The sequence below is a fragment of the Streptomyces sp. NPDC044984 genome, assembly GCF_040646935.1.
Lineage (GTDB): Bacteria > Actinomycetota > Actinomycetes > Streptomycetales > Streptomycetaceae > Streptomyces.
Genome location: NZ_JBEZBE010000027.1, coordinates 93,185 through 116,926, shown reverse-complemented (window position 1 = coordinate 116,926; position 23,742 = coordinate 93,185). Strand labels below are relative to the sequence as shown.

The following is a 23,742-nucleotide window of genomic DNA, read 5'->3' as shown; positions in this document are numbered from 1 at the left end:
GCCGGGTCACACGGGCGACATGCGGGCGAGCGCGGCCACCCGGGCCACCACGTCCCCCCGGAACAGCTCCCGCCCGCGGGCGATCCGGCGGTCCCGGTGGGCACCGTCCGCCGACAGCCGCCGCAGTGCGCACAGCAGCGTGGCGGCGTCCACGGCGATCTCCGAGACGCCGAGCGCCGCCATCCGGCGTACGCCCTCCGCGCCGTGGCCGGGCAGCGGACGGTAGCCCACCACGGGCAGCCCGGAGGCCAGGGCCTGTACGGCGGTCTGACCGGCGGCGTTGTCGACCAGGACACGGGCGGCGCGCAGCAGGCCGGGCATGTCGGTGACCCAGTCCGGTACGAGCGTGCCCGGCAGCCCGGCCAGGCGGGCCCGCAGGCGTTCGTTCCGGCCGCACAGCACGATCGGGAGGAAACCCGCGGCGGCGAGCAGCCGGGCGGTCCCGTCCAGCTCCGAAGCCGCGCCCCAGGCGCCGGCGGACAGCACGACGGGCGGGCGTCCGGGGGCGCACCGCTCGAAGCGCCGCCGCCATTCCGCCGCTCCGGCGGCCGGCGCGAAGAAGCCCGGCGCCACGACCGGTCCGGTCGTCTCGACGGGCGCCGCGACGCGCCGGCCCACGTCCCGCGCGGCGTCGTCGGTGAGGCAGAGGTACAGGTCGTTGCCGGGATGGAGCCACTGCCGGTGGACGGCGAAGTCGGTCATGAAGACGGCGCTCGGGGACCGCAGTCGCCCGTGGGCCCTCAGATGACCGGTCAGCTGAGCGGCCAGGTGGAAGACGGGGACCACCACGTCGGCGCCCGTGCGCTCCGCGATGTCCGTCAGACGGCGGCCCGCCAGCCGGGCGAGGGGGATGCCGCTGGGGCGGTGCCGCGGACCGGGGCGCAGCAGCGCGCGGTAGAGGCCCGCGTACGCCCAGGGGAAGTGCCGTACCGACGCCTGGTAGAAGAGGCGCAGCCCGGCCCCGAGACCGTACGGAAGCAGCCGCAGGAGGTCCACGACCTGCGCGTCGTGGCCCTGTTCCCGGGCGCGGCGAGCGAGTTCGCGGGCCACCGTGTCATGGCCGGCCCCCATGCTCGCGCTGACGATCAGCAGTCGCGGCCCGCCGTCCGCCGGCACGTTCCGGCGGGGCCACGGAGACGGTGAGTGCACGGGGTGGTGTGTCTCCTTCCACCGCGCCGGTGAAACACGCCTTCCCGCGTTTCGGCGGCCGGGCCGGGGATACTCCGGGGTCCCCCTCCCCGCCGGACGCCGGGAGCGGCCGCGGACGGCGGTCTCCCCGGCGTTCACCCTCGCAGCCGAGGTGCAGGCCCATGTCTCACGTTTCCCCCACCGGCCCGGCCGGCGTGCCGTCGCCCCGGACGTCCGTGGCGCCGGCCGGCGCGGCGCCGGGACCGTACCGGCGGCTCGCCGCCGTGTCCGGCTGAACGGCGTCGCGTCGTGCTGGTCGTCGTCCTGGCCCTGCTGGCGGCGCTGTCCAACGCCGCGGCCTCGGTACTGCAGCGGCGGGCCGCGGCGGACGAACCGGAGGGCGGCGCGGGCGTGCGCCAGGCCGTCCGCTGGCTCGGGCGGGTGCTGCGGCGGCCCTACTGGGTCGCGGGTGCCGGGATGCTGGCGCTGTCGACCGTTCTGCAGGCGGCGGCTCTGGGCGTGGGCAGTCTCGCGCTGGTCCAGCCGCTGATGGCCGCCGAACTGCTGTTCACCCTCGTCGTCGGCAGCGTGGTCTTCCACCGTCGTCCGGACCGCAGGACCTGGCTGGCGTTCGCCGCCCTGGCCGCCGGGCTGGCGGCGTTCCTGACCTCGGTCGCTCCGGCCGCCGGCCGGTCCACGGCCTCCGCGGGGCGGTGGACCGTGGCCGCGGGGGTGGTGCTGGGTGCCGTGGTGGCGCTGGTGGTGACGGCCCGCGCGGTGCGGGGCGCACCGCGCGCGGGGTTGCTGGGGCTGGCGTCCGCCGTGTCGTTCTCCCTGACGGCGGCGCTGCTCAAGGAAGTGACCGGCAGGATTCCGGACGGGGCGGGCGCCGTGCTGGGGACGTGGCCCGTGTACGCCACCGCCGCCGCCGGAGCCGTCGCCTTCCTGTTGCTCCAGAGCGCGTTCCGGGCCGGAACACTGGCGGCGTCCCAGCCCGCCCTGACCCTCGGTGACGCGCTGACGAGCGTGGCGCTGGGATGGGCGCTGTTCGGGGAGCAGATCACGCTCGGTGTGCGGGTGCTGCCCGCGGTGATCGGCGTGGCGCTCATGGGTGCGGGGACGGCGGGGCTGGCCCGCGCCCCGTCGGTCTCCGGACACTGGGACACGGCGTCGCGGAACCCGGGCGACGACGTGCCCCGGCCGGTGTCGTAGCCGTCGCGGCCGCCTCGTGCGGAGCGGCCGCCTCGTGCGGAGCGGCCGCCTCGTGCGGAAAGGAGCCAGAAGCCGATGTCCACACCCCCCGCCCACTCCCCCGCCCGGCGCGCGGCGGTGGCGCTGGCTCCCGTCACCGCCGTCGCCGCGGTGCACATCGCCCCGGCCGCGACCTGGCTGCCCGTGGTGCGCCGTCGCTTCCCGCGCCTCGCCGGCGTCGGGCACCCCGCCCATGTCGCCCTGACCTTCGACGACGGGCCCGACCCCGGGTCCACCCCGCGCTTCCTCGACGCCCTGGAGGAACTCGGGGTCCGGGCGACCTTCTTCGTGCTGGGCGACGCCGCCGTGCGGCATCCCTCCGTGGTGCGCGAGACCGTCCGCCGCGGGCACGAACTGGCCGTGCACGGCTGGAGCCACGACCGTCCCTGGCGGCCGGCCCCGGCGGACGAGGCGCGCGCCCTGCTGCGGGCGGCCGGCGCGGTGCGGGAGCTGACGGGCCGGCACCCCCGCTGGTACCGCCCGCCCTACGGCATCCTCACCTCCGGGCGCTGGGCGGCCGCCCGTACGGCGGGCCTGCGGCCGGTGCTGTGGACCGCCTGGGGCAGGGACTGGACGGCCGGGGCCACCCCGGCGTCGGTGCGGTCGGCCGTCGCGGCCGGGCTGCGCGGGGGCGGCACCGTCCTCCTGCACGACTCGGACCGGATGTCGGCCCCGGACTGCTGGCGGGCCGCGCTGGGCGCCCTGCCCGGCATCGTGAACGGCTGCCGGGAGGCGGGCCTGTCGGTCGGCACGCTCTCCGGACACGGGGTACCCCCGCGCTGAGCCACCCGGCCGGCCGCGGGCCCGCCCGTACGGGCGGCAGCCGGCCTCCCGTGCCGGGCGGGTCGCGGTGGGCCCGACCGCGTGGGTGACACGGGGCGCCGGCCTCTCCGCGACGCACGCGCCGCGCCGCCGGCGCACTCCTGGCCCGGCGGTCATGTCGCGTGCTGCTCCCGCATCTGGATGCCCTTACGACACATTGGGCGTAGTGTCCGCATATGGGCGATGTTCGGTGCGGCTGGTGTGACGCACCCTCGCCGGGGCCGGTGGTGCACGGCATCCGGTACCGCGTGTCCGGCGCACCGGCAGCCGACGGGGAGGCCGGTGAGGTCCGGGTGGGCGGCTGATGGAAACCGCGATGGCTGCCGTGGTGCGCGAGAGCGGCGCGTACGGCGGGCTGCTGTACGTGCTGCCGCCGGGCGAGGACGCCCTGTGGCTGGTGATGGTGGCGGGGGCCCCGCACGAGCTCGCGACTCCGTGGCGGCGGGTCGCGCTGAACGATCCGATGCCGGTGGCGGACGCCGTGCGCGAGCGGCGCCTGGTGTGGATCTGCGGGCAGGAGGAGATGGCGCGCCGGTACCCGAGGCCGGCCCTCGTGCTGCCGTACGACTTCGCGCTGTCGGCCGCCCCCGTCACTTCGGGCGACGGGGTCCGGGGCGGTCTGGTGCTGTTGTGGCCCGGGGCCCATCCGCCGCGGCTGAGCCGCGCCGAGCGCGATGCCATCGAGTCGGGCTGCCACCGTCTGGGCGGTCTCCTCCAGCAGTCCGCGGACCGCGGCGACCCCCTGCTGCCCGCCGGTCGGCCGCGGACCCTGCCGCAGCCGGCCGGGCGCGCCGTCCCGCCCGGTGAGGCGGCGGCGCACACGGCGTTCATCGACCGCCTGCCCGGCGGGTCCTGCGCGCTGGACATGAACGGACGCATCACCTTCGTCACGCCCGGCGCCGCCGACCTGCTCGGCCGTGATCCGGACGACCTGGTGGGTGCCCTGCCGTGGGAGGCGCTGCCGTGGATGGACGTCCCCCAGGTCGAGGACCGCTACCGGGCCGCGCTGGTCAGCCGCCGGCCGCAGGCGTTCACCGTCCTGCGTCCCCCGGACGTGGGGCTCTCCTTCGAGCTGTACCCGGATCCCTCCGGCATCAGCGTCCGCATCACCGGCACCGACCCGTCCGAGGGCACTCCCGCGTCGCCCTCCGTGCCGGCCGCGGGTCCCAGCCGCGCCACCCTGCTGTACCACCTGATGCATCTGGCCGCCACCCTGACCGAGGCCGTCGGCGTGCAGGACGTGGTCGACCAGGCGGCCGACCAGCTCCTGCCCGCCCTCGGCGCCCAGGGCATGGTGCTGATGACCTCCGAGGACGGACGGCTGAAGATCCTCGGTTACCGCGGCTACCGCGCCGAGGTCATGGACCGCTTCGACGCCGTCCCCCTGAGCCTGGACGTCCCCGCCACCCGGGTCCTCACCTCCGGCGTCCCGGCCTTCTTCACGACGTTCGCCGACCTCCACCGCGCCTACCCCGCGACCGTGCACGAGGACGGGATGGAGGCGTGGGCCTTCCTGCCGATGATCGCCTCCGGCCGCCCCATCGGCTCCGTCCTCCTCGCCTACCGGAGGCCCCGCGTCTTCCCGCCCGGCGAACGCTCCGTCCTCACCTCCCTGGCCGGCCTGGTCGGGCAGGCCCTGGACCGCGCCCGCCTCTACGACAGCAAACACGACCTCGCCCACCGCCTGCAGTCCGCCCTGCTGCCGCACACTCTTCCCCGCGTCCCCGGCCTGGAGGTCGCCGCACGCTACCTCCCGGCAGCCCGGGGCCTGGGCATCGGCGGCGACTTCTACGACCTCATCCGCCTCGACGAGCACACCGCCGGCGCCGCCATCGGTGACGTGCAGGGCCACAACGTGGACGCCGCGGCGCTCATGGGGCAGGTCCGCACCGCCGTCCACGCCCACGCCACCGTGGGCTCGGCCCCCGATCAGGTCCTGGCCGGCACCAACCGCCTGCTCACCGACCTCGAGCCGGGCCTGTTCACCAGCTGCCTCTACGTCCACCTCGGCCTCGCCACCCACCGCGCGTGCGTGGCCACCGCCGGCCACCCACCGCCCCTGCTCCGTCATGCCGACGGGCACACCGAACTCGTCCCGGTCCCGCCCGGCCTCCTCCTCGGCATCGAACCGGACTCCCGCTACCCGGCCCTGGAGGTCCCCCTGCCGCCCGGCTGCGTGCTCGCCCTCTACACCGACGGGCTCGTCGAAGCCCCCGGAGTGGACCCCGACGACGCCACCGCGGCCCTCGCCGGGCTCCTCGAACGCGCGGACCCGGCCGATCTCGACGCCATGGCCGACACCCTCATCCGCCACGCCCCCACTCCCGGCGACGACATCGCCCTGCTCCTCATCAGTCCCCGTGGCTGACGGGGCGGAGAGGTGGCCGGACTCACGCGGGTGGCGGGGTGCCCGGCCGGGCGTGACACGGCGACGGGCCGGGCCCGGCGACCCGGCGTCCTCAAGGACGTGGCGCCCCACGGGTTCCCGGCTCGTCGAGCCCGGACCGGCCGTCCGTGAGGACGGAGAGGAGCCGGTCCGCCGGCAGGGCCCGGGCCGTGTGGCCGTTGAAGCCGGTGGTCGTCCGCGCGGCGAGCAGGGAGTTGAGCACCGCCTCCTCGACGCCGTCGAGGACCGCCTCGAACAGCGGCCCCAGTTCGGCGTCGGCCACGGGCCCGCCGGATCCCGGTCGCGTGCCGAAGGCCACGGCGTAGTCGCCGCTGCCGTGGCTGTAGGCCGCGCCCGAGCGGGCGAGGGCGAACACCGCACGGCGGGCCACGCGGGTGAGCTGCCGGGCGTCGAGAGGGGCGTCCGTGGCCACCACGATCATGCAGGAGCCGGTCTCCCCTTCCGACGCCGGACCGTCGGCTCCGAGGCCCACGGACCCGGGTGTGACGGTGCGGCCCAGGACGCGCAGGGTGCCGCCGAAGTTCGTCTGCACCAGGACGCCCGCCGTGAAACGCCGTCCGCCCAGGTCCAACGTGCGTGAGGCGGTCCCGATGCCGGCCTTGAAACCCAGGGCGACCGTGCCGGTTCCCGCGCCGACGCAGCCCTCGGCGACCGGCCCGCCGGACGCCGCGTCGAGGGCGGCCCGGACGTGCTCCTCGTGGACGGGCCGTGCGCGGATGTCGGACAGGAGGCCGTCGTTGCACTCCCCCACGACGGGATTGAGGCTCCGCGCCTGCTCGCACCCGGGCCGTTCGAGCATCCAGCCGACGAGGGCGTCGGCGACGCGGAAGGCCGACAGTGTGGAGGTGAGCAGCACCGGCGTCTCCAGCGTGCCGAGTTCGGCGAGTTGGGTGGTGCCGACGAGTTTGCCGTAACCGTTGCCGGTGAACACCCCCGCGGGCAGCGGTGTGCGGGGGCCGACGGCATCGGGCACGACGGCGGTGACCCCGCTGTGCACGCCGGGGGGTTGACGGACGGTGGTGTGGCCCACGCGGACGCCCGGCACGTCGGTGATCGCGTTCAGGGGCCCGGTGGCGGCGCGTCCGATGACGATGCCGAGGTCGCGGGCCCGACGCCGGGCGCCCGGCGCGGACTGTGGATGAGCCAGGTGTTCCATGGGGGTGGACGTTACGCGGCCCGCCCCGCCCGGGGGACGTCCCCGGCCCGGTCGTCGCTCGCCGCCGCGGGGCGGGGAGTCAGGCGCAGGACCAGGCCGACATTCCCTGGAGCCGGGCCAGGCGTCTGGCCACGGCGATCTGTTCCTCACGGGTCGCCAGGTCCGCACGCGGGGCGTACCGGAGTCCGCCGGCCGCGACCCAGCTCGACTGCGCGAACTGCAGGCCGCCGTAGTGGCCGTTGCCGGTGTTCGCCTGCCAGTCGCCGCTGGACTCGCACGCGGCGATGGCGTCCCAGTCGGTCCCCCGGGGAGCCGACGGGGACGCCGTCGCCTCGGCGGTCGTACCGAGGGCGATCGCGGCGGTCATGACGAGCACGGCGGTCCTGATGTGGCTCGTACGCGCGTTCCGCACCGGGCCCGTGGGGGTGTTTCGTCTACAGATCATAAAGAACTGTTACACCGTGCCACCGCGCGGTGGCACGCCGACGATCCCCTCCTTGCCCCGGACGGGGTACGTGGTCGTCCGCCTCGACCACGTCGGTCCGGCCGGGTCGCGCACTACCTCGACGCGGGTTGCACCGCCGTGTCCCCGGGCGGGGCGGGTGTGGTGCCGCCGGGGCGGAGCAGGCCCGTCAGGGACAGGGCGCCCGGCCCGGAGAAGACCAGGAGCAGAAAGCCCCAGCAGAACAACGCCGGTGACAGGCCGCCGTTCTGGAGAGGGAGCAGACCGTCCCCCTGGTGTTCGGTGAAGTAGGCGAAGGCCATGGCTCCCGAGCTGAGGAACGCCGCGCTGCGGGTCGCGGCTCCGAGGAGGACGAGGGCACCGCAGACGAGCTCGATCACGCCCGCGTACCAGAACGGCCAGTCACCCGTCGGGGCGGCCTTCCTGTCCAGTACGCCGAACACCGTGGCGACGCCCTCGCTGGTGAACAGCAGGCCGAGGACGATGCGGAACAGGCCCAGCACGAGCGGTTGGTGACCGGCCAGCCGGTCGCTCAGGCGGGTGGTGCTCATCATCGCGTACTCCTTGCGTCGGCCGGTGGAACGTAGAGGGCCGGCGCCGGGGGTCACGCGCGCGAGGCCGTCTGCCCTTCTCCAACGTGCGCGCCGGTCCGCCCGTTCAGCCGAACCGCCGTGCGTGCGCGGCCGGCCGGCCCGCCGGGCGGCGACGACAGCGCGTCGCCGCCCGGCGGGAGGAGCCGTCGCTCAGGACCGCGGCGGGGCCGAGCGGAAGGTCCAGTGTCCCGAACCCACCTGGTACACGGCCTCCTCCCCGGACGTGCGCAGCAGGCGCGCTCCCTTCGGTGCCTCGGCCCGTCCGCCGGCCGCGGGGACGCGCACCTCGGCGGTGCTGCCGGCGGGGACGTCCACGGTCAGCCGGAAGCGGCCGTCCGTCCGCGCCCAGTCGCTGCGGGCGATGCCGTACGGCGTCCGGTAGGAGCCCGACGCCGAGGTCATGTCGCCCTCGACGGCCGGGTCGATCAGCAGCTCGGCGTAGCCGACGGAGTCGGCGGTCTGGGCGATGCCGGCGACCCGGGTGGTGAACCAGGAGTCGATGGCGCCGAGCATGAAGTGGTTCTGCGACTGGCCGGGGCCGCCGTCCCAGGACTCGCCCAGGGTGGTGTTGCCGGCGCGTACCTGGTAGCCGTAGCTGGGGCTGGTGGTCTGCGTGGCGACGGCGTGCACGATGTCGTCGCGCCCCGCCCCGCTGAGGACCCGGAAGGCGGCGGGCAGGGAGATCTCGCCCAGGACCAGGTGGTGGCCCGCGTCCTCGACCGCGGTGGTGAAGTGGGTGAGCAGGCGGTCCCGCTCCCCCGCCGGGTGGGCGCCCATGTCGAGGGCGAGCGCCTCGGCCCCGTGACCGCCGCCGCCGAAGGTGCCGGTGGTGGTGTCGTAGTACTTCGCGGACAGGGCCTTCGCGCTCGCGTCGGCCTTGGCGCGGTACTCGTCGGCGGCGTCCGCGTCGCCGAGGACGCCGGCGATGCGGCTGAGGGCGTCGGCGACCCGCCAGTAGCCGTAGGTGCCGGCCACGGCGCGCGGGAAGGTCCGGTCGGGGGTGAACCAGTCGCCGAGGCCGTAGTCGAGGATGCCGTCCTTGACCTGGGTCTCCAGGAAGGCCGCGTACTGCCGCATGCGCGGGTAGTACGTCTCGAGGGTCTGCTGGTCGCCGTAGGTGGTGTAGAGCTGCCAGGGGACGAGGACGAAGGCGCCGCCCCAGTTGGAGTCGTTGCGGTAGCCGCCGGGCAGGCTGGTGTACTCCGGCACGGTGCTCGGGATCAGGCCCTCGGTGGTCTGCGCGTCCGCCATGTCGCGGACGATCTTGCGCAGGTACGCCTGCATGTCGTAGTTGCCGGCGAGGGCGGGGAAGACCAGCTGGTTCTGTTCCAGCCAGCCCAGCTTCTCGCGGCTCGGGCAGTCGGTGAGGACGCTCATCATGTTGCCCTCGATGGAGCGGCGGATCAGCGCGTGGATGTCGTTGATCAGCGGGTCGGAGCTGGTGAAGTCACCGGCGGAGGTGTTGTCGGTGTGCAGGACGTGTCCGCGCACGCTCACCGTCGCGCCCTCGGGCACACCCCTCAGGTCGAGGTAGCGGAAGCCGTGGTAGCTGAAGCGCGGGTGCCAGGTCTCGTCGCCGCGGCCCCGGGCGGTGTAGGAGTCCCACAGCGGGGCGCCGACGTTGCTGAGGGACTGGAAGGCGCGGCCGTCCTTCAGGCTCTCCGCGGGGTAGACGCGGATCGCGGTGCCCTCGGGGGCGCTCACGGTGATCTCCGGCCAGCCGGCGATGTTGCGGCCGAGGTCGAAGACGCGGCTGCCGTCGGCGCCGTCGACCTCCCGGCCCTGGAGCGTCTCGATCACCCGGATGGGCTCGGTCTCGCGGGCGCTGAGCACGGCGGGCCGCTCGGCGGTGCCGGGACCCGGGACCTCGGTGGCGTGCCGCCAGCCGGCGCGGTCGCCGACGGGCTCGTCCCAGTGGGGGATCTCCCGGCGGGCGTCGTAGTCCTCGCCGCCGTACCAGTTCGAGGAGGTGGTGGGCCCCAGGGTGGTGCGCCAGTCGTCCCCGCTGGTCAGGGTGCGGACCCGGCCGTCGGCCAGGGTGACCTCCAGCCTGGCGATCAGCTTGGGGTCGCTGAGGTTGCCGTAGAGCTTGCGGTAGCGGTCGGCGGTGCTGACGACGTTGGACATGCCGTTGCCCAGGGCCACGCCGATGGTGTTGGCGCCGGGCCGCAGGCGTTCGGTGACGTCGTAGGTGGCGTACTGGACGCGCTCGGCGTAGTCGGTGTTGGCGGGTTCGAGGACCGCGTCGCCCACGGGCTCGCCGTTGATGCTCGCGTCGTGGATGCCGAGTCCGGCGATGTAGAGGCGGGCGCTGCGCACCGCCTCGGGGAGGGTGAAGTCGTCGGCGAGCAGGGGCAGTCCGGCCGGCAGGTACGGGGTGGGCGGCCGCTGCCCGGTGACCCGGGTGAGCTCGGTGAACGGGCCGGTCGCGCCGTCGGCGGAGGAGACCGCGTAGTCGACGGGGAAGTTGGGGACGCGTCCGTCGTCGGTGAGGACGTCGGCGCGCGGGTACAGGGCCAGCTCGTCGAAGGTCTTCACCGACTTCAGGTCGAGGGTGAGGGTGACCGGGGTGGCGGAGACGTCCGGGCCGGTGTGCGCGGCGCTGCGGTAGCCGGCCGCGGTCTGCAGGGCGCTGTTGGGCAGGCCGTCCACCGTCAGCGCGGGTTCCCAGGTCTTGCGCAGCGTTTCGGTCTCGGACGCGGTCACCGCGGCGCCGCGGGCGAGGCCGGTGGCGGAGGTGGTGGAGTCGCGGAGGTCGATCTCACCGAGCTGGAGCCGCCAGGTGCGGTCGGGGAAGGACTCGGCGAGCGGCAGGCCGAGCCGGGTGACGTCCAGGCGGACGTAACGGGCGGTGGTCCTGGGGAGCCGTACGACGACGGGTTCGGCCGTGCGCCTGCTCAACCGCCAGTCGGGGTGGGTGATCCAGTCGGCTCCCCAGTCGGATCGCTTCGTCAGGCCGGTCTCGAAGACGGCGGTGCGGCTCCAGCCGCCGTCCCGGTGCCCGGGCCCGGACCAGAGCATGACGCGCCAGTGGACGCGGGTGCGGGACCCCAGTTCCTTCCCGTCGTACGTGGTCGAGGGCACGGCCGAGTCGACGCGGCCGGAGTCCCACAGGTCGGGGCGGGAGGAGTGGAGCAGCCGGGGCGAGGTGGCGGCCTGCACCCGGTAGGCGGACTGCCGGGCGCCGGGGCGGTCGGCGTCGATCTCCCAGCTGAGTTCGGGGGTGGTGTCGTCGATGCCGAGGGCCTGGGTGAGGTGCTGGGTGCGCAGCCTGGTCGGGGAGACGTCGCCGGTGGCGGCGTCGGCGGTGACCGCGCCGGCCAGCACGGTCACGAAGGCGGTGGCCGCGGCCAGGGCGGCGGACCACCCGGGTCTGCGGTGCGGGTGCGGTGTGGACATGTGGCTTCCTGCCGGGTGTGGGAGGGACCGGGGGCGGGGGTCGGTACGCGGTGATGGGACCGGTGGACTTCGTAGTCCCGGAACGGTGTTCAGACGCGCCGGAGTTCGACCGTGGCGCGGCGCCGGAACCGGAGGGTCACGGGGCCGAGCAGGCCGGACGGCAGCGGCTTTTTGCGTTCGTTGGACAGCGTGTTGGAGACGCGCACGCTCAGGGTGTTGCGGCCGGGGCGCAGCCGCTCGGTGACGTCGGCGACGAACGGCGCCCACAGCAGCGGCGGCAGCACGGTGCCGTTGACGGTGACCTCCGCGACGTCGCGCACGTCGCCGAGGTCCAGCAGGACGCGGCGTCCGCGCAGCCGGTCGGTGTCGACGTCGACGGTGGTGGTGTAGGTGCCACTGCCGGAGAACAGCGGGTCGTGCGCGGTCCAGCTGCCCAGCGGAGCGGTGACCGGGGTGGCGCCGTCGCGGGCGAAGGCGAACGTCCAGTCGCCGGTCACCGGGACGGGGTCGAGCGGGTCGTCGACGCGTACGGTGCCGCGGTACGGGTGGTCGCCGTCGGTGCCGGTGAGGGTGTGGGTGCCGGGCGCGGCGGCCTCCACGGTGGCCCTGAGCACCGTTCCGCGGCGTTCCACGGCCAGGACCGGCAGGGGCGAGTCCGTGAGGTGGGGTGCGTGCCGGACGCCGGGGCGCACCACGACGACGAGGCTCTGGTAGGGCTCGAGGTCCAGCGGGAGCCGTACGCCGTCCTTGGTGCCGCGGTGCAGCGGCGCCGGGCCGCCGGTGCCGGTCTCCGGGTCCCAGACCTCGGGGACGCCGGCCGCGGGCAGGCCGGCGACGGTCGTGGTCCGCTCGCCGCTCTCGTTGTTGAACAGGAGGACGGTGTCCGCGCCCTGCCGCACGCGCAGCACCCGGACGGCGTCCCGGGGCGGGTCGAGGACGGCGGCGGCCGTGCCGGCGTCGATCGCGGCGGCCCCCAGCGCGCCGGTGTCCGCGACGCGTACGGCGTGTCCGCGCCCGAGGGTGCGGCTGCCGGGTACGCGGTCGCCGAAGAGGTCGGCGAGACCGTGCGCGAGGCTGCGGTCGCTGCCGTCCGCCTCGTCGGTGTCCAGGGCGCCCACCGCGATCACGGTGCCGCCCGCGCGGACGAACTCGCGCAGCACCCGCAGGCCGGCCACGTCCAGGGTCGGCGTCTCGGGAACGACCACCAGGTCGTAGGCGGCGTGACCGACCACGAGCCGGCCTCCCCGGACTCCGGCGTGGGCGCGCAGCGCCGGGTCGCCGGTGAGGGCTCCCTCGTGCAGCAGGTCGAAGTCGACCTGGGAGCGTTCCAGGGCGTAGGCGGCGTCGGCGAGCGGGCCGTCGACGTCGCCCTGCCGGTCGGTGCCCGTCGCCTGCTCGGCGGCGCGCTGCGGTTGCAGCAGCGCGGTGCGGGCGGCGGAGGTGCCGCGGCCGGCCTCCATGAGCCGTCCGATCCACTCGGCGAGCGGGCGCATCGCCCACCACCAGGGGGCGCGCGGGCCGAACGGCGGCGGGAAGTACACGCGGGTCTCGTCGGTCCACAGCGCGTGCAGCACCGTCAGGTTGACGCCGCGGGCCGCCTGCGCGCCCACGGTCGCGCGCACGAAGGCGGGGGTGACCTGCCAGCCCATGTTGCCGAACATCTCCAGCAGGGCCCGTTCGCGGCCCATCTGGTGGGCGACGGAGACCGGGTTGCGGGGGATCATGGTGGGCTCGCCGGCCACGTACTCGGCGGTGATGATGTCGCCGCCGGGCACCTGCGCCCACTGGTTGACCTTGTGCAGGTCGCCGGTGGTGACGATGCGCTTGGCGGGGGCGGTCTCGTCGTAGAGCGGGTTGGTGATGAGGGCGACGCCCCACTCGTCGTACAGCCGCGCCTGCTTCTCGAAGGCCTTGGCGAAGCGGTCGGAGACGGCCTGCCAGTAGCGGCCGCGGACGGTGCGGCCCGTGCGGCCGAGGTCGTCGAAGGCGGCGGCGTAGGCGGCGCCGGGGGTGACTCCGACGGCGCGCAGGGCCCCTTCGAGGGAGGGTGACCACGGCAGGCGCTTGAAGTGGGCCTCGGCGGAGGCGAAGAAGGGCTCGTCGTCCCAGAAGCCGGGGACGACCGTGCCGAAGTACCGTCCGAAGCGGCGGTGGTACTCGGCGGGGACGATGTCCAGGAACAGCTCGACCGGTTCGTCGTCGAGCAGGTCGACGTAACTGCGGCTGTATCCCTGGGAGTCGTCGACCAGGAGGACCCCGCCGAAGAGGTCCACCTGCCACTCCCCCGCCGGCACCTGCCAGGTGTGGTCGCCGGTCAGCCGGCCCGTGAGGTCGGTGACGTCGGCCGGGTCGGCCGCGCCCAGGGGGCGTGCCGCCGCGGCGGCGAGCGTGAAGTGCTCGGCGGACAGGTCCTTTTCGGGGAAGGCGCGGGCGGCGGAGGGCTCGTCGAAGGCCGAGTCGTACAGGACGGCGCCGTCGGCGTCCTCGACGGTGAGGTTCTCCCAGAGGGCGCGCTGGTCGTCGACGGCGCGCACGCCGGCGCCGCCCGTGGCGTGGGCGGAGTCCTGGACGGTGCCCTTGTCCCGGCCGTCGAGCGTGACGTGCACGCTGTCGGCGCGGACGGTGACCCGCAGGGTGTGGTACTTGGTCCTGTTGAAGCCGTCGGTGCGGGTGCTGCGCAGCAGTTCGGCCGGTTCGGCGCCGGGGGTGAGGCGGTGGACGGTGACCACGCCGGTCTGGTCGAAGGTGACGGCGTACCCGGCGCGCGCGTCGGCCGAGCCGCGCACGACGAGGCCGGCCGCGCCGTGTTCGGCCTTGGCGCTGCCGGTGACGGTGTAGTCGGCCCAGCCCGCGCTGTCGCGCAGGACGGTGGCGCCGTGGAGCACGGCGGCGTCGGCCACCAGGCGTCCCGCCTCGACGCCGACTCCGGTGCTGCGGCGCAGGTCGACGGCGGCCGGGCCGCGCACCACGGTGGTCGAGCGGGCCAGTGCCTTCAGGCGCAGGTCGGGCCGGGGGGAGTAGGTGCGGCCGCCGACCTGTCCGCCCTTGACGATGAACTCCCCGGCGCGTCCGCTGGGGAAGTGGTCGTCGTTGAACAACCACACGCGCATGCCGGTGCGTTCGGCGGTGCGCAGGACGTGGCTCACGATGTCGAACCACTCCTCGGTGAAGAACACCGGGCGCATCTCGGCGTTGTCGAAGGAGAAGAGGACGACCTCGTACATGCCCTTGTCCCGGAGGTCCGCCATCTGGCGGTCGACCAGGTCGGGGGTGACGGGGCCGTTCCAGTACCAGTAGACGGTGGGGCGGCTGTCGCGGCGCGGGTCGGCGAAGTGCCGGGGCGAGAAGGCGTGCCGGTCGGCTCCCGCGGAAGTGGTGGACGCCTCGGTGGCGTGGGCGGCCTCGGGCAGGCCCACGGCGACCAGGGCGCCGGCGGCACCGGCGGCGGCCACGAACCGGCGTCTGGAAAGGGCGCCTTCGGTGCTTTCGGTGCTTTCGGTGCTTTCGGTGGGTCGGGGTGTCGCCTCTTCGGGCATGGCGCGGCTCCAGGAGTGGGTGGTGGTGGGGCGGGCGGGCCGGCGTCGCTCAGCCCTGGGCGAGCTGGCGTACCTCGTCGGCGGTGAGGGCCCGGTTGCGCAGCCGGAAGTCGCGGAACGCCCCCCGCAGGTGGGGGTGGGTGCCGTTCTGCGAGCGGCCGAGGAAGTTGCGGCTGGTGCGGCCGAGGAGGAGGGGGCCGGCCACCATGGCCGGGTTGCGGCCCGCTTCGGCTCCGTCGACGTAGAGCACGCCGGTGCCGCCGCCGAGGGTGAGGGCCACGTGGACCCAGCGGCCGGTGGGCAGCGGGCCGGTGGCGTCGACGACGTCCTCCCGCTCCATGCCGGAGATCTTCAGGGCCGCGCGGGCGCGGCCGGCGCCCGTGGTCGCGGCGAGGAAGAGGTAGGTGTCCTTGTGGTAGCCGAGGTCGAAGACGCGCGCGGACGGGACGAGGGCGTCCACCCGGACGCGTACGGACACGGTCAGCTCGTCCAGTCCGCTGGGCAGTCCGGCGGGAAGCGCGATGTGGCCGTCGCGTCCGTCGAGGGCCACGGCGGTCACGCCGCCGTCGGTGCTCCAGGCGGCGCCGCCCGCGAGGGAGGCGTCGGCGAAGGTTCCGGTGCGGTCGGCGGCCGAGGTGCCGCTGCCCTCGTCGAGGGGGTAGCGGGCCACGTCCCGTGCGGGCGCGGGCCGCGGCGGGACGGCCCAGTACACGTTGTAGTGCTGGTGGTGGACCTCGTGGAAGGGGCGCAGGGAGACGCGGGCGCCGTCCGCGACCGCGCTGAACGCGGTGCGCTCGCCGGGCGTCCGGCGCAGGGTGCCCGGGTGGATGACGGGCAGGGTCGCCAGGCCGGTGCCGCCGTAGGTCCCGGCCAGCACCAGCGGACCGTATGACAACGATGCCACCTGCGGGTTGTCGGGCGCGGGGCGCCAGACCGGGACGCGTGGCAGGACGAGTTCCACGGTGTCCCCGGTGCGCCAGTGGCGGGTGACGGTGGCGTAGGTGCCCGGTTCGAGCGGTGCCCCGGCGGTGCGGCCGTTGACCTTCAGCACGGCCCGCCGCCCGTCGCCGTCGGCGACCCACGCGGGGACGCGGATCCGCAGGGTGAAACGCGCCTGTCCGGCGGTGACGGTGAGGCGGGTGCGGTCGCCGGCGGGGTACTCCGTCTCCTGACGCAGCGTCACCCCCGTCTGCGTCCAGCGCACTTCGGAGGGGATGAACAGGTTGACGTACAGCTCGGGCCGGCGGGTGCCGCGGGAGCGGAAGTAGACGGTGTCGGCGAACTTGGTGTGCGTCTCCAGGCCGGTGCCGTGGTCGCAGGAGAAGTTGTCGTAGTCCCCGCTGTAGCTGCCGGGGGCGGCGCCCAGTCCGCCCTTGGGCTCGCGCTGCGACCCGGCCCACAGCCCCGTGTAGTAGGTGACGAAGCCGTGCTCGGAGTCGGGGTCCTGCTCGGCGAGCATCTGGTTGTAGAGGGTCCACTCGTAGTGGTCCAGGTAGTCGGCGCGCTCGGGGCGGTGGCGGAAGAGGTGGCGGCCGAGCTTGAGCATGTTGTAGCTGTTGCAGTTCTCGCAGGTGACCGTCGAGAGCCGGCTGACGATCTCGCCGGGAGGACCGAAGAGTTCCTTGTCGGAGTTGCCTCCGATGGCGTACGAGTGGTCGCGTACGACGGTGGTCCAGAAGGTGTCGGCGATGTCCAGGTACCGCCGCTCGCCGGTGGCCTCGTAGCCCGGCACGGCGCCGACCACCTTGGCGATCTCCGTGTTGGCGTGGCGGCCGGCGAGTTCGTCGCGGCCGGCGGCCAGCGGCGCGTACAGCTCGTCGTGGTCGAAGCGCCGCGCGGTGCGCAGGTGCACCGGGTCGCCGGTCACCAGGTACAGCCGGGTGAGGACGTCGTTCATGCCGCCGAACTCGACCTTCAGCACGCTCTGCATCCGCTCGCGGGACAGCGGCGCGGTGCGGGCCTCGGCCCAGGCGGCCATCTCCAGCAGGACGTCCAGGGCCTGTGCGTCACCGGCCAGCCGGTACTGGTCCAGCAGGCCGGCCATGATCTTGTGCAGCGTGTAGTAGGGCGCCCACGGCTTCCCGCCGGCCTCCAGCTGGTCGAAGACCGTCTCCGGGAACGCGGAGAGGTAGCCCCGGTGGAAGCCGGCCGACGGTGCCGCCCGCTGGCACTCGGCCAGCGCCGAGACGAGCGTGCGGGCCTTGTCCGCGTAGGCGCGGTCGCCGGTGCCGGCGTGGGCCTGGGCCAGGGCGCTGAGCAGGTGCCCGGTGGTGTGGCCGCGCAGCTGGACGGTGGGGGCCTCCCAGCCGCCGCAGGGTTGTGCCGACGACGGCAGGCCGACGTTCAGCCGGAAGGTGTGCAGCAGCCGGTCGGTGTCGACGAAGAGCAGATAGGCGCAGGTGCGGCGCATGTTGGCGAGGAACGGGCCCTCGAGCAGCCGGACTTCGGAGAGCGCGAACTCGTCCAGCGCCGGCTCCGGGCCGGTCGCGCCGGACCGTCCGGCGGGCACGGACGCCGGTGCGGGTGCGGGTGCCGCGGCGGCCGGGGACGGGGGTGTCGTCACCGCCGCGGCGGCCGCGGCGGATGCGGTGAACAGGACCTGGCGTCTGGACGGGGCGGGCCTGCCGGAGAATGCGGGCATGGCACAGGGCTCCCTTCACTGGCAACGACGGCGGGTGGGTCAGGAACGGGGAGACCGACGGGAGTTGAATCGTTTTACTCGACTGGGCGCAGACGCTAAGCGCCGCCATGGCGAGCGTCAAGAGTTCTCACAGGATGCACGTGGGGCGACAATTACCCCTGTGACGTGCGGGAGTTGGACGCACGCGGGCATGCCGCCGCGCGGACGGGCGTGGGCACCGTCCGCGCGGCGGCTGTCTCACGGCCGGGTGACCCCGGCGGGAATCGAGAGGATTGAAACGTTCAATCAGAGGGTGGTCTGGGCGTACGGCACCAGGCGGACCGGGCCCACGAGTCCGTGGTCCTGGCGGGCGACTCCGCCGAAGACCTCCGGACGGGTCGTCCTCAGGCGGTTCACCAGCGGTGTCGCCACCTCGATCTCGAGGGTGTTCTCGCCCCGCCGCAGCAGCGGACCGACGTCGATGACGGGGCACAGGCGGTCGGCGGGGCCCGAGGACCGTCCGTTGACCGTCACCCGGAAGGTGTCGCTGACCTGTCCCAGGTCCAGCACGGCGCCGTGGGAGGAGGTCCAGTCGTCCGGGAGCACGACGGTGGTGCGGTACGTGCCGACGCCGGCCGAGTCCGCCAGTTCGGGGATGCGCGACCAGGGCAGCAGGGTGTCGAGGACGACGCTGCGGCGCACGGTCTCGGTCCGGGTCGCGTCGGCGCCGGGGAACCAGTCGTCCACGTCGAGGTGCCACCGGTCCGGCTCGATCGCGGCGGGCACGGCCGGGAGGGTGGTGGTGACCGTGCGGCCCTGCGACAGCCGGGTCCGGTACGTGCCCCCGGCGCCGGCCCGCACGGTGAGCCCGCCACGGGTGAACAGCACCTCGTCGGCGTCCGAGGAGACGGCGTGCGGACGGTCGCCGTTCCGGTCCCCGAAGAGCCCCGGCCGTCCCAGCGCCACGATCGTGGTCTGGCCGGGCCGCAGCGCGACGCGCAGGGTGACCTCGTCGCCCTGCCGCGTGTACCGCGCGGCGCGTTCGGCCCTGCCCGTCCAGGGGTCGAGGAGGTAGGGCACGAACGCGCGGCCGCGGGTGCAGCGCAGGGTGACGTCGTGGTCGATCGCGGCGACGGGCGGCTTGACTGTCTCGGCGTGCTTGCCGTTGCACAGGTAGTAGAAGTCCGCCCGGTCCGTCACCCGGTGGGCGTTGAGGAGCGTGGAGGCGGTGGAGTAGCGGGCGTCGGGGGTGACGCCGAGGGACGTGAGCGCGTCGCCGACCGCCGTCTTGTCGGTGACCCGGACCACGTTGGGCAGGGCGAGCAGGCGGGCCAGCACGTCCCGCAGCCGCTCCGTCTCGCCCGGCTCCGGCACGCCCGGCGTGAGCGCCTGGTCGAAGGCGCCGAGGAACACCGTGGGCAGCCCGGCCTCGGCGAAGCGGAGCAGCTTGCGGGCGTCGGCCAGGGCGAGGGTCGGGGTGGAGCCGTGGAAGAAGTCGCCCTCGACGAACAGGGCCTTGTAGGCCGGACCGTCCGGGGCGAGCCGGCCGCCGGACACCCTGGCGTTCGGCAGGTCGAGCAGCGGGCCGCTGAGGAACTGGTGGGTCCATCCGAGCGGGACGCCGGTCGAGGTGAACCAGGACGCGCCGATGCCGGTGGCGGAGTAGCCGGTCTGCCGGAAGACGGCGACGTCCGCGCGGACCGTGCCGGCCTGGAGGACCTGGTGGACGCGGCCGAGGTAGCCGGAGACGTCCTCGGCGTGCCGCCAGGTGGGCTGGCGGGGACCCCAGGACTCGCTGTAGCCGGCGGTGCCGTTGTAAGGGCTGAAGGCGGCGAAGCCCGGCCACTGCGACTCCGGGGCCTTCGCGTAGGAGAAGCCGTGCAGGACGGTCTGGTTGACGCCGGCCGCGTAGGCGCCGCCCATGGTGCGCAGCACGCGGTCCCAGGTGGTGCTGTAGGCGGAGCCGTTGTAGGCGCCCGACTCGCAGGAGAGCACGGTGTGCCCAGCCATGTCCCGGCCGCCGGCCAGGCAGCGGTAGTCGTCGAGGTTCTTGAAGCCCAGGGACTCGCCCTCGGCGATGTCGAGGATCGCGGCGGAGGCGATGGAGTCGGTCTGCAGGCCGTAGGGCTGGGCGCGCAGGGACATGCCGAAGCCGTGCGCCCAGTCCCTGAGGGCGCGCACGTGGTGGCGGTTGAACAGGTCGGACACGGTGGCCCAGAAGTCGTGCCGGATCTGCCGGGTCAGCTGGGCGTCGAAGGCGAACACCTGGTTGCTGTTGTCGAGGACGACGGCGGGCAGGTGGGGCAGCAGGGGGCGGCCCGTGCGCTTCTCGAACTCCTCCGGCAGCCGCCGCGTCCAGACCAGTCCGTCGGTCTCCAGTTCCACGGAGTCCTCGAAGAAGGCACCGCCCGCGGCTTCGAGCAGGCGCCGCAGGGAGCCGGTCAGGATGTGGCGGTCCCAGAAGTCGGTGACGGCGGCGGTGCCGGCCTCGCCGAGGTGGTCGACCACGTAGGCGGCGGGGGCGGTGTGGGGTCCGGATTCGGGCTGCTGTCCCGAGCCGCGCCGCCAGTACGAGATCAGCACCCAGTCGCCCTCGGCGGGCGCCGTCCACGTCAGGGTGCCGTCGGTGACGGTGCCGGTCAGGTCGCGGACGCTGTCGGGGGCGAGCCCGGTCTCCTTGCGGGTGGAGTTGGCGGTGTCCACCCGGGCCGCCTGGACGGCGACGAGGTGCTCACGGGTGACGCCGGGGGCGGCCTTGTGCGCGGGCGGGGGCACCGGTCCGCGGTAGGTGGCGCCGCCGGTCAGCGGGACCCGGCCGTGGACGAGTTCCTGGGTCGCGGCCTCGTCGTCGGGGGTGATACCGGGGACGGCCGCGGGCCAGCTCGGGCCGAGGGTGAGGTCCACGGTGAGGCCGCGTCTCGCCGCCCGGCGCAGGGCCGCCTCGACGCCGTCCCGCCAGGGTCTGCCGCCCCAGCCGTGACGGGCGGTGTCGAGCAGCGACTTGTCCTTGATGCTGTGGTGCACGGCAGCGATCTCGGCTCCGCCGAAGCCCGCGTCCGCGATCTGGTCGATCTCGCGGGCTATCTCGTCCGGGTCCACCAGACCGTCCGGCCACCACCACCGGAACTTCGGACGCACCGACCGGGCGGGGGCGGCGAACCAGTCGGCGGTCGGTCCGGCGCCTCCGGCGGCGGGAGTCGCGACGGCGCCGTCGGCGGAGGTCGCGGCGGCGGTGGAGGCGGGAGTCGCGGCGGCGCCGGGTGAGGCCGCGCCGAGGGCGGCCGCGGTCCCCGCGGTCACCGCCGCGGTCAGGACCGTGCGCCTGGACATCCCGCCACGCTGCGGGACGGATTCGTCGTACATGAGTGCACCCCAGAGAAGTTCACAAGCATTGAATCGTTTCAATCGCTACCGAACGCGGGAACGCTAAACCGCGCGGTTCGAAGGGGTCAAGGTGTGGGACGCGAGGTGTTCTCCGGAACCGGTGACGCACGCGGACGAGATCGACGGGGTCCGCGGCTCAGGAGCGTGACCGTCGGCGCCTCCTGCCGGCCGGACTCCACGCACCCCGTTCGCGGGTGCACAGGAGCGAGGGCGATTCCGGCGCGTCCGCGTCGGGGCGGAGGGTCTCGGCCCGGTCGGCGGCCGCCCCCACTGCGGGCTCCACGACCAGAAGTGGTCCGGCCCCACCGGCGGACCCCCCGTGACGATCGGCTCGAACGGGGGTGTCCCCTTCGCTTCCGCGATCAACTCCACACGGGAAAGGGGCGCGTTCACGCCACCGGCGGGACGGCGGCCCGGCGTCGGGCCGCCACCCGGGTGAGCACGCCCCTGGGGTTTCGGCCATGACATGGAGCGAGGCGGAGTACCTGGACCACTTGCACGCCGAACGGCGTGCCTACGCATGGGTGATGCGGCATTACGGCGGCCTGACGCCCGCACAAGCCACGGAGCGGCCCTGGAGTGCTACCCGTACGAGCCGGCGGACCGTGCCCACCGCGGCCTGGTCCTCCACGACGAGGCCTGGCACTGGGCGATGCCGGCGATCCACGGTGGCCGGTACCCGGTGGAGCACCCCGAACTCGTCCATCCGCCGTCCGCCTACCAGGCCCTCGAATGAGGGACTCCACCGGCGGACTCCACCGGTGTCTTGCCGGAACGGCAACATCTCTTGGCGGTCCGCCGTGGACCGGGCGAGGCTCGGACGCGTTCCCCCCAGCAGAAGGAGCCCTGCATGAGTACCGACGACGCGGTCAGGTTCTGGGACGACGTCTACGCGGCCCGGCCGGCGGCCACCGATCCGCGGCCGAACGCACGCCTCACCGAGACCCTCGCGGATCTGCCGCCCGGCGACGTGCTGGACCTCGGATGCGGTGCCGGTGGCGACGCACTGTGGCTGGCCCGCCAGGGGTGGCGCGTCACCGCCGTCGACGTCTCGGCCGTGGCGGTCGAGCGCCTCGCCTCGCTCGCCGTCTCGCACGGCCTGGCCGACCGGATCACCGCCCGGCGGCACGACCTGCGGGAGTCGTTCCCGGACGGTGCGTTCGACGTCGTCTGCGCCCACTATCTGCACACTCCCCTCGACCTGGACCGGGCGGCCGTGCTGCGGAGGGCCGCGCACGCCCTGCGGCCCGGCGGGCGGCTGTTGGTCGTCGACCACGGGTCGACCGCTCCGTGGTCGTGGAACCAGGACCCCGACGTCCGGTACCCGGCCCCGCGGGAGGTCGCCGCGGACATCGGCCTGGACCCGGCGGTCTGGACGGTCGAGCGGGCCGACTCGCCCCGCCGGGTCGCGACCGGACCGGACGGGCGGACCGCCGAGGTCACCGACCACGTCCTGATCGTCCGCCGCACGGCCTGACCGGGGCCCGCCCCGCACGAGGAGGAACCATGCGCCGCGGAAGCCGGGGCGCCACCCCGCCGCCCCGCGCCGGAAGCAGCGAGACCGAGGTGCTGCGCGGCTTCCTCGACCACCTGCGGAACTCCGTCGCAGCGAAGGTCGAGGACGCCCCCGAACCGCAGGTCCGGACCGCCTCGGTGCCCTCGGGCACCAACCTGCTCGGGCTGCTCCACCACCTCACGTCCGTCGAGCGGGCCACGTTCCTCGGGGACCGGGTCGGCGACCGGCAGGCCACCTTCCACGCCGCACCCACCGACAGCGTGGCCGATGTCGTCACCCGCTACCGGGAGGCGGTCGCCCGGGCGAACGACGTGCTCGACGCGTGCGCCGACCTCGGCGCACCCCTCCCCCGTCCCCGGTCGAACGGCCCCGCTCCGAGCGTCCGCTGGGCGCTCACCCACATGATCGAGGAGACCGGCCGCCACGCAGGCCACGCGGACATCCTCCGTGAACTGATCGACGGGGCGACCGGACGCTGACCCGCCCCCGGGTGCCGCCGCACCGGCACGGCGCGGGCCGTGTTCCGTACCCTGGCGGCATGCGCATGCGCCCCACTCTGAGCTGGACCCCCGAAGAAGACCTGCCGCCGGGCTCCACGGACCCGGGGCCGGTCGCCGCCGCGCTGGGCACCGGCGGTGTGGTGGTGCTCAGCGGGGCGGGCCTCTCCACCGAGTCGGGCATCCCCGACTACCGGGGCGAGGGCGGGAGTCTGAGCCGCCACACGCCGATGACCTACCAGGACTTCACCGGCAGCGAGCGGGCACGGCGCCGGTACTGGGCGCGCAGCCACCTCGGCTGGCGCACCTTCCGCCGCGCCCTGCCCAACGCCGGGCACCGGGCCGTGGCCGCGTTCGGGCGGCACGGCCTGCTCTCGGGTGTGATCACGCAGAACGTCGACGGCCTGCACCAGGCCTCCGGCAGCGAGGGCGTCGTGGAGCTCCACGGCGGCCTGGACCGGGTCGTCTGCCTCTCCTGCGGCGCCCGCAGCCCGCGCCGCGCACTCGCCCGGCGGCTGGAGGAGGCCAACCCGGGCTTCGCGCCGGTGGCCGCGGGGATCAACCCCGACGGTGACGCCGACCTCACCGACGAACAGGTCGGGGACTTCCGCGTGGTGCCCTGCGCGGTCTGCGGCGGCGTCCTCAAGCCGGACGTGGTGTTCTTCGGTGAGAACGTGCCGCCGCAGCGGGTCGAGCACTGCCGCGCGCTGGTCCGTGAGGCGGCCTCGCTGCTCGTCCTGGGATCGTCGCTGACGGTGATGTCCGGGCTGCGGTTCGTCCGCCAGGCCGCCCAGGCCGGCACACCGGTACTGATCGTCAACCGGGACCCGACCCGGGGCGACCGGCACGCCGTCACCCGGGTCGCGCTCCCCCTGGGAACGGTCCTCACCACCGTGGCCGACCGGCTGGGCATCCCGGTGGACGGGCGGACGGCGGCCTGAGCGGCTGCCTCCGTCTCCGTCCGCAGCCC

General features: G+C 74.6%; 15 protein-coding genes. 7 read left to right on the top strand and 8 right to left on the bottom strand.

Annotated elements, in window-relative coordinates:
* Nucleotides 1–6 precede the first annotated feature (6 nt).
* Nucleotides 7–1,071 carry a galactosyldiacylglycerol synthase gene (locus AB0A94_RS27060; RefSeq protein ID WP_361748491.1) on the bottom strand — a complete coding sequence of 355 codons (1,065 nt, stop codon included), beginning with the start codon at nucleotides 1,069–1,071 and terminating at the stop codon, nucleotides 7–9.
* Between the two features lie 366 nt (nucleotides 1,072–1,437).
* On the opposite strand from AB0A94_RS27060, the gene AB0A94_RS27055 reads away from it, so the two are divergent.
* The 3 genes from AB0A94_RS27055 (at nucleotide 1,438) to AB0A94_RS27045 (ending at nucleotide 5,569) form a co-directional block, all read left to right on the top strand.
* On the top strand, nucleotides 1,438–2,340 hold the full coding sequence (locus AB0A94_RS27055) for a DMT family transporter (RefSeq protein ID WP_361748458.1): 903 nt from the start codon (nucleotides 1,438–1,440) through the stop codon (nucleotides 2,338–2,340).
* A gap of 75 nt (nucleotides 2,341–2,415) precedes the next feature.
* The gene (locus AB0A94_RS27050) at nucleotides 2,416–3,162 is read left to right on the top strand and encodes a polysaccharide deacetylase family protein (protein WP_361748456.1); all 747 of its coding nucleotides are present in this window, start codon (nucleotides 2,416–2,418) and stop codon (nucleotides 3,160–3,162) included.
* Nucleotides 3,163–3,505: 343 nt separating this feature from the next.
* Nucleotides 3,506–5,569 carry a SpoIIE family protein phosphatase gene (locus tag AB0A94_RS27045; RefSeq protein ID WP_361748454.1) on the top strand — a complete coding sequence of 688 codons (2,064 nt, stop codon included), beginning with the start codon at nucleotides 3,506–3,508 and terminating at the stop codon, nucleotides 5,567–5,569.
* Between the two features lie 91 nt (nucleotides 5,570–5,660).
* Here AB0A94_RS27045 and AB0A94_RS27040 read toward each other — a convergent pair whose 3' ends face one another.
* The 7 genes from AB0A94_RS27040 to AB0A94_RS27010 form a co-directional block, all read right to left on the bottom strand.
* Nucleotides 5,661–6,764 (bottom strand): P1 family peptidase, encoded by a 1,104-nt coding sequence (locus AB0A94_RS27040; protein ID WP_361748452.1) that lies wholly within the window; start codon nucleotides 6,762–6,764, stop codon nucleotides 5,661–5,663.
* A 79-nt stretch (nucleotides 6,765–6,843) separates the two neighbouring features.
* Nucleotides 6,844–7,209 carry a transglycosylase family protein gene (locus AB0A94_RS27035; RefSeq protein ID WP_361748450.1) on the bottom strand — a complete coding sequence of 122 codons (366 nt, stop codon included), beginning with the start codon at nucleotides 7,207–7,209 and terminating at the stop codon, nucleotides 6,844–6,846.
* 113 nt (nucleotides 7,210–7,322) lie between these two features.
* Nucleotides 7,323–7,778 carry a DoxX family protein gene (locus AB0A94_RS27030; RefSeq protein ID WP_361748490.1) on the bottom strand — a complete coding sequence of 152 codons (456 nt, stop codon included), beginning with the start codon at nucleotides 7,776–7,778 and terminating at the stop codon, nucleotides 7,323–7,325.
* Between the two features lie 192 nt (nucleotides 7,779–7,970).
* Nucleotides 7,971–11,219, bottom strand: a complete 3,249-nt coding sequence (locus tag AB0A94_RS27025; RefSeq protein ID WP_361748448.1) for a family 78 glycoside hydrolase catalytic domain — start codon at nucleotides 11,217–11,219, stop codon at nucleotides 7,971–7,973.
* 89 nt (nucleotides 11,220–11,308) lie between these two features.
* Complete coding sequence (locus AB0A94_RS27020) at nucleotides 11,309–14,671, bottom strand: glycosylhydrolase-like jelly roll fold domain-containing protein (protein WP_361748446.1); 3,363 nt, start codon at nucleotides 14,669–14,671, stop codon at nucleotides 11,309–11,311.
* A gap of 133 nt (nucleotides 14,672–14,804) precedes the next feature.
* Nucleotides 14,805–17,396: a beta-L-arabinofuranosidase domain-containing protein gene (locus AB0A94_RS27015; RefSeq protein ID WP_361748443.1), complete on the bottom strand. Its 2,592-nt coding sequence runs from the start codon at nucleotides 17,394–17,396 to the stop codon at nucleotides 14,805–14,807.
* 285 nt (nucleotides 17,397–17,681) lie between these two features.
* Nucleotides 17,682–20,705: a glycosyl hydrolase gene (locus AB0A94_RS27010; RefSeq protein ID WP_361748441.1), complete on the bottom strand. Its 3,024-nt coding sequence runs from the start codon at nucleotides 20,703–20,705 to the stop codon at nucleotides 17,682–17,684.
* Between the two features lie 574 nt (nucleotides 20,706–21,279).
* Here AB0A94_RS27010 and AB0A94_RS27005 point away from each other — a divergent pair.
* The 4 genes from AB0A94_RS27005 (at nucleotide 21,280) to AB0A94_RS26990 (ending at nucleotide 23,713) form a co-directional block, all read left to right on the top strand.
* The gene (locus tag AB0A94_RS27005) at nucleotides 21,280–21,495 is read left to right on the top strand and encodes a hypothetical protein (RefSeq protein ID WP_361748439.1); all 216 of its coding nucleotides are present in this window, start codon (nucleotides 21,280–21,282) and stop codon (nucleotides 21,493–21,495) included.
* Between the two features lie 114 nt (nucleotides 21,496–21,609).
* Nucleotides 21,610–22,236 (top strand): class I SAM-dependent methyltransferase, encoded by a 627-nt coding sequence (locus AB0A94_RS27000; protein ID WP_361748437.1) that lies wholly within the window; start codon nucleotides 21,610–21,612, stop codon nucleotides 22,234–22,236.
* 29 nt (nucleotides 22,237–22,265) lie between these two features.
* Nucleotides 22,266–22,754, top strand: coding sequence for a DinB family protein (locus AB0A94_RS26995; RefSeq protein ID WP_361748435.1), 489 nt, complete (start codon nucleotides 22,266–22,268; stop codon nucleotides 22,752–22,754).
* Between the two features lie 59 nt (nucleotides 22,755–22,813).
* Nucleotides 22,814–23,713, top strand: a complete 900-nt coding sequence (locus AB0A94_RS26990) for an NAD-dependent protein deacetylase (protein WP_361748433.1) — start codon at nucleotides 22,814–22,816, stop codon at nucleotides 23,711–23,713.
* Nucleotides 23,714–23,742: the final 29 nt, after the last annotated feature.

What these genes read in the sequence shown, in the direction of transcription:
- AB0A94_RS27000 (WP_361748437.1), top strand. Translation starts at nt 21,610, where the DNA reads ATGAGTACCGACGACGCGGTCAGGTTCTGGGACGACGTCTACGCGGCC.
- AB0A94_RS27045 (WP_361748454.1), top strand. Translation starts at nt 3,506, where the DNA reads ATGGAAACCGCGATGGCTGCCGTGGTGCGCGAGAGCGGCGCGTACGGC.
- AB0A94_RS27035 (WP_361748450.1), bottom strand. Translation starts at nt 7,209, where the DNA reads ATGATCTGTAGACGAAACACCCCCACGGGCCCGGTGCGGAACGCGCGT.
- AB0A94_RS26995 (WP_361748435.1), top strand. Translation starts at nt 22,266, where the DNA reads ATGCGCCGCGGAAGCCGGGGCGCCACCCCGCCGCCCCGCGCCGGAAGC.
- AB0A94_RS27025 (WP_361748448.1), bottom strand. Translation starts at nt 11,219, where the DNA reads ATGTCCACACCGCACCCGCACCGCAGACCCGGGTGGTCCGCCGCCCTG.
- AB0A94_RS27050 (WP_361748456.1), top strand. Translation starts at nt 2,416, where the DNA reads ATGTCCACACCCCCCGCCCACTCCCCCGCCCGGCGCGCGGCGGTGGCG.
- AB0A94_RS27010 (WP_361748441.1), bottom strand. Translation starts at nt 20,705, where the DNA reads ATGTCCAGGCGCACGGTCCTGACCGCGGCGGTGACCGCGGGGACCGCG.
- AB0A94_RS26990 (WP_361748433.1), top strand. Translation starts at nt 22,814, where the DNA reads ATGCGCATGCGCCCCACTCTGAGCTGGACCCCCGAAGAAGACCTGCCG.
- AB0A94_RS27060 (WP_361748491.1), bottom strand. Translation starts at nt 1,071, where the DNA reads ATGGGGGCCGGCCATGACACGGTGGCCCGCGAACTCGCTCGCCGCGCC.
- AB0A94_RS27005 (WP_361748439.1), top strand. Translation starts at nt 21,280, where the DNA reads ATGGGTGATGCGGCATTACGGCGGCCTGACGCCCGCACAAGCCACGGA.
- AB0A94_RS27030 (WP_361748490.1), bottom strand. Translation starts at nt 7,778, where the DNA reads ATGAGCACCACCCGCCTGAGCGACCGGCTGGCCGGTCACCAACCGCTC.
- AB0A94_RS27015 (WP_361748443.1), bottom strand. Translation starts at nt 17,396, where the DNA reads ATGCCCGCATTCTCCGGCAGGCCCGCCCCGTCCAGACGCCAGGTCCTG.
- AB0A94_RS27040 (WP_361748452.1), bottom strand. Translation starts at nt 6,764, where the DNA reads ATGGAACACCTGGCTCATCCACAGTCCGCGCCGGGCGCCCGGCGTCGG.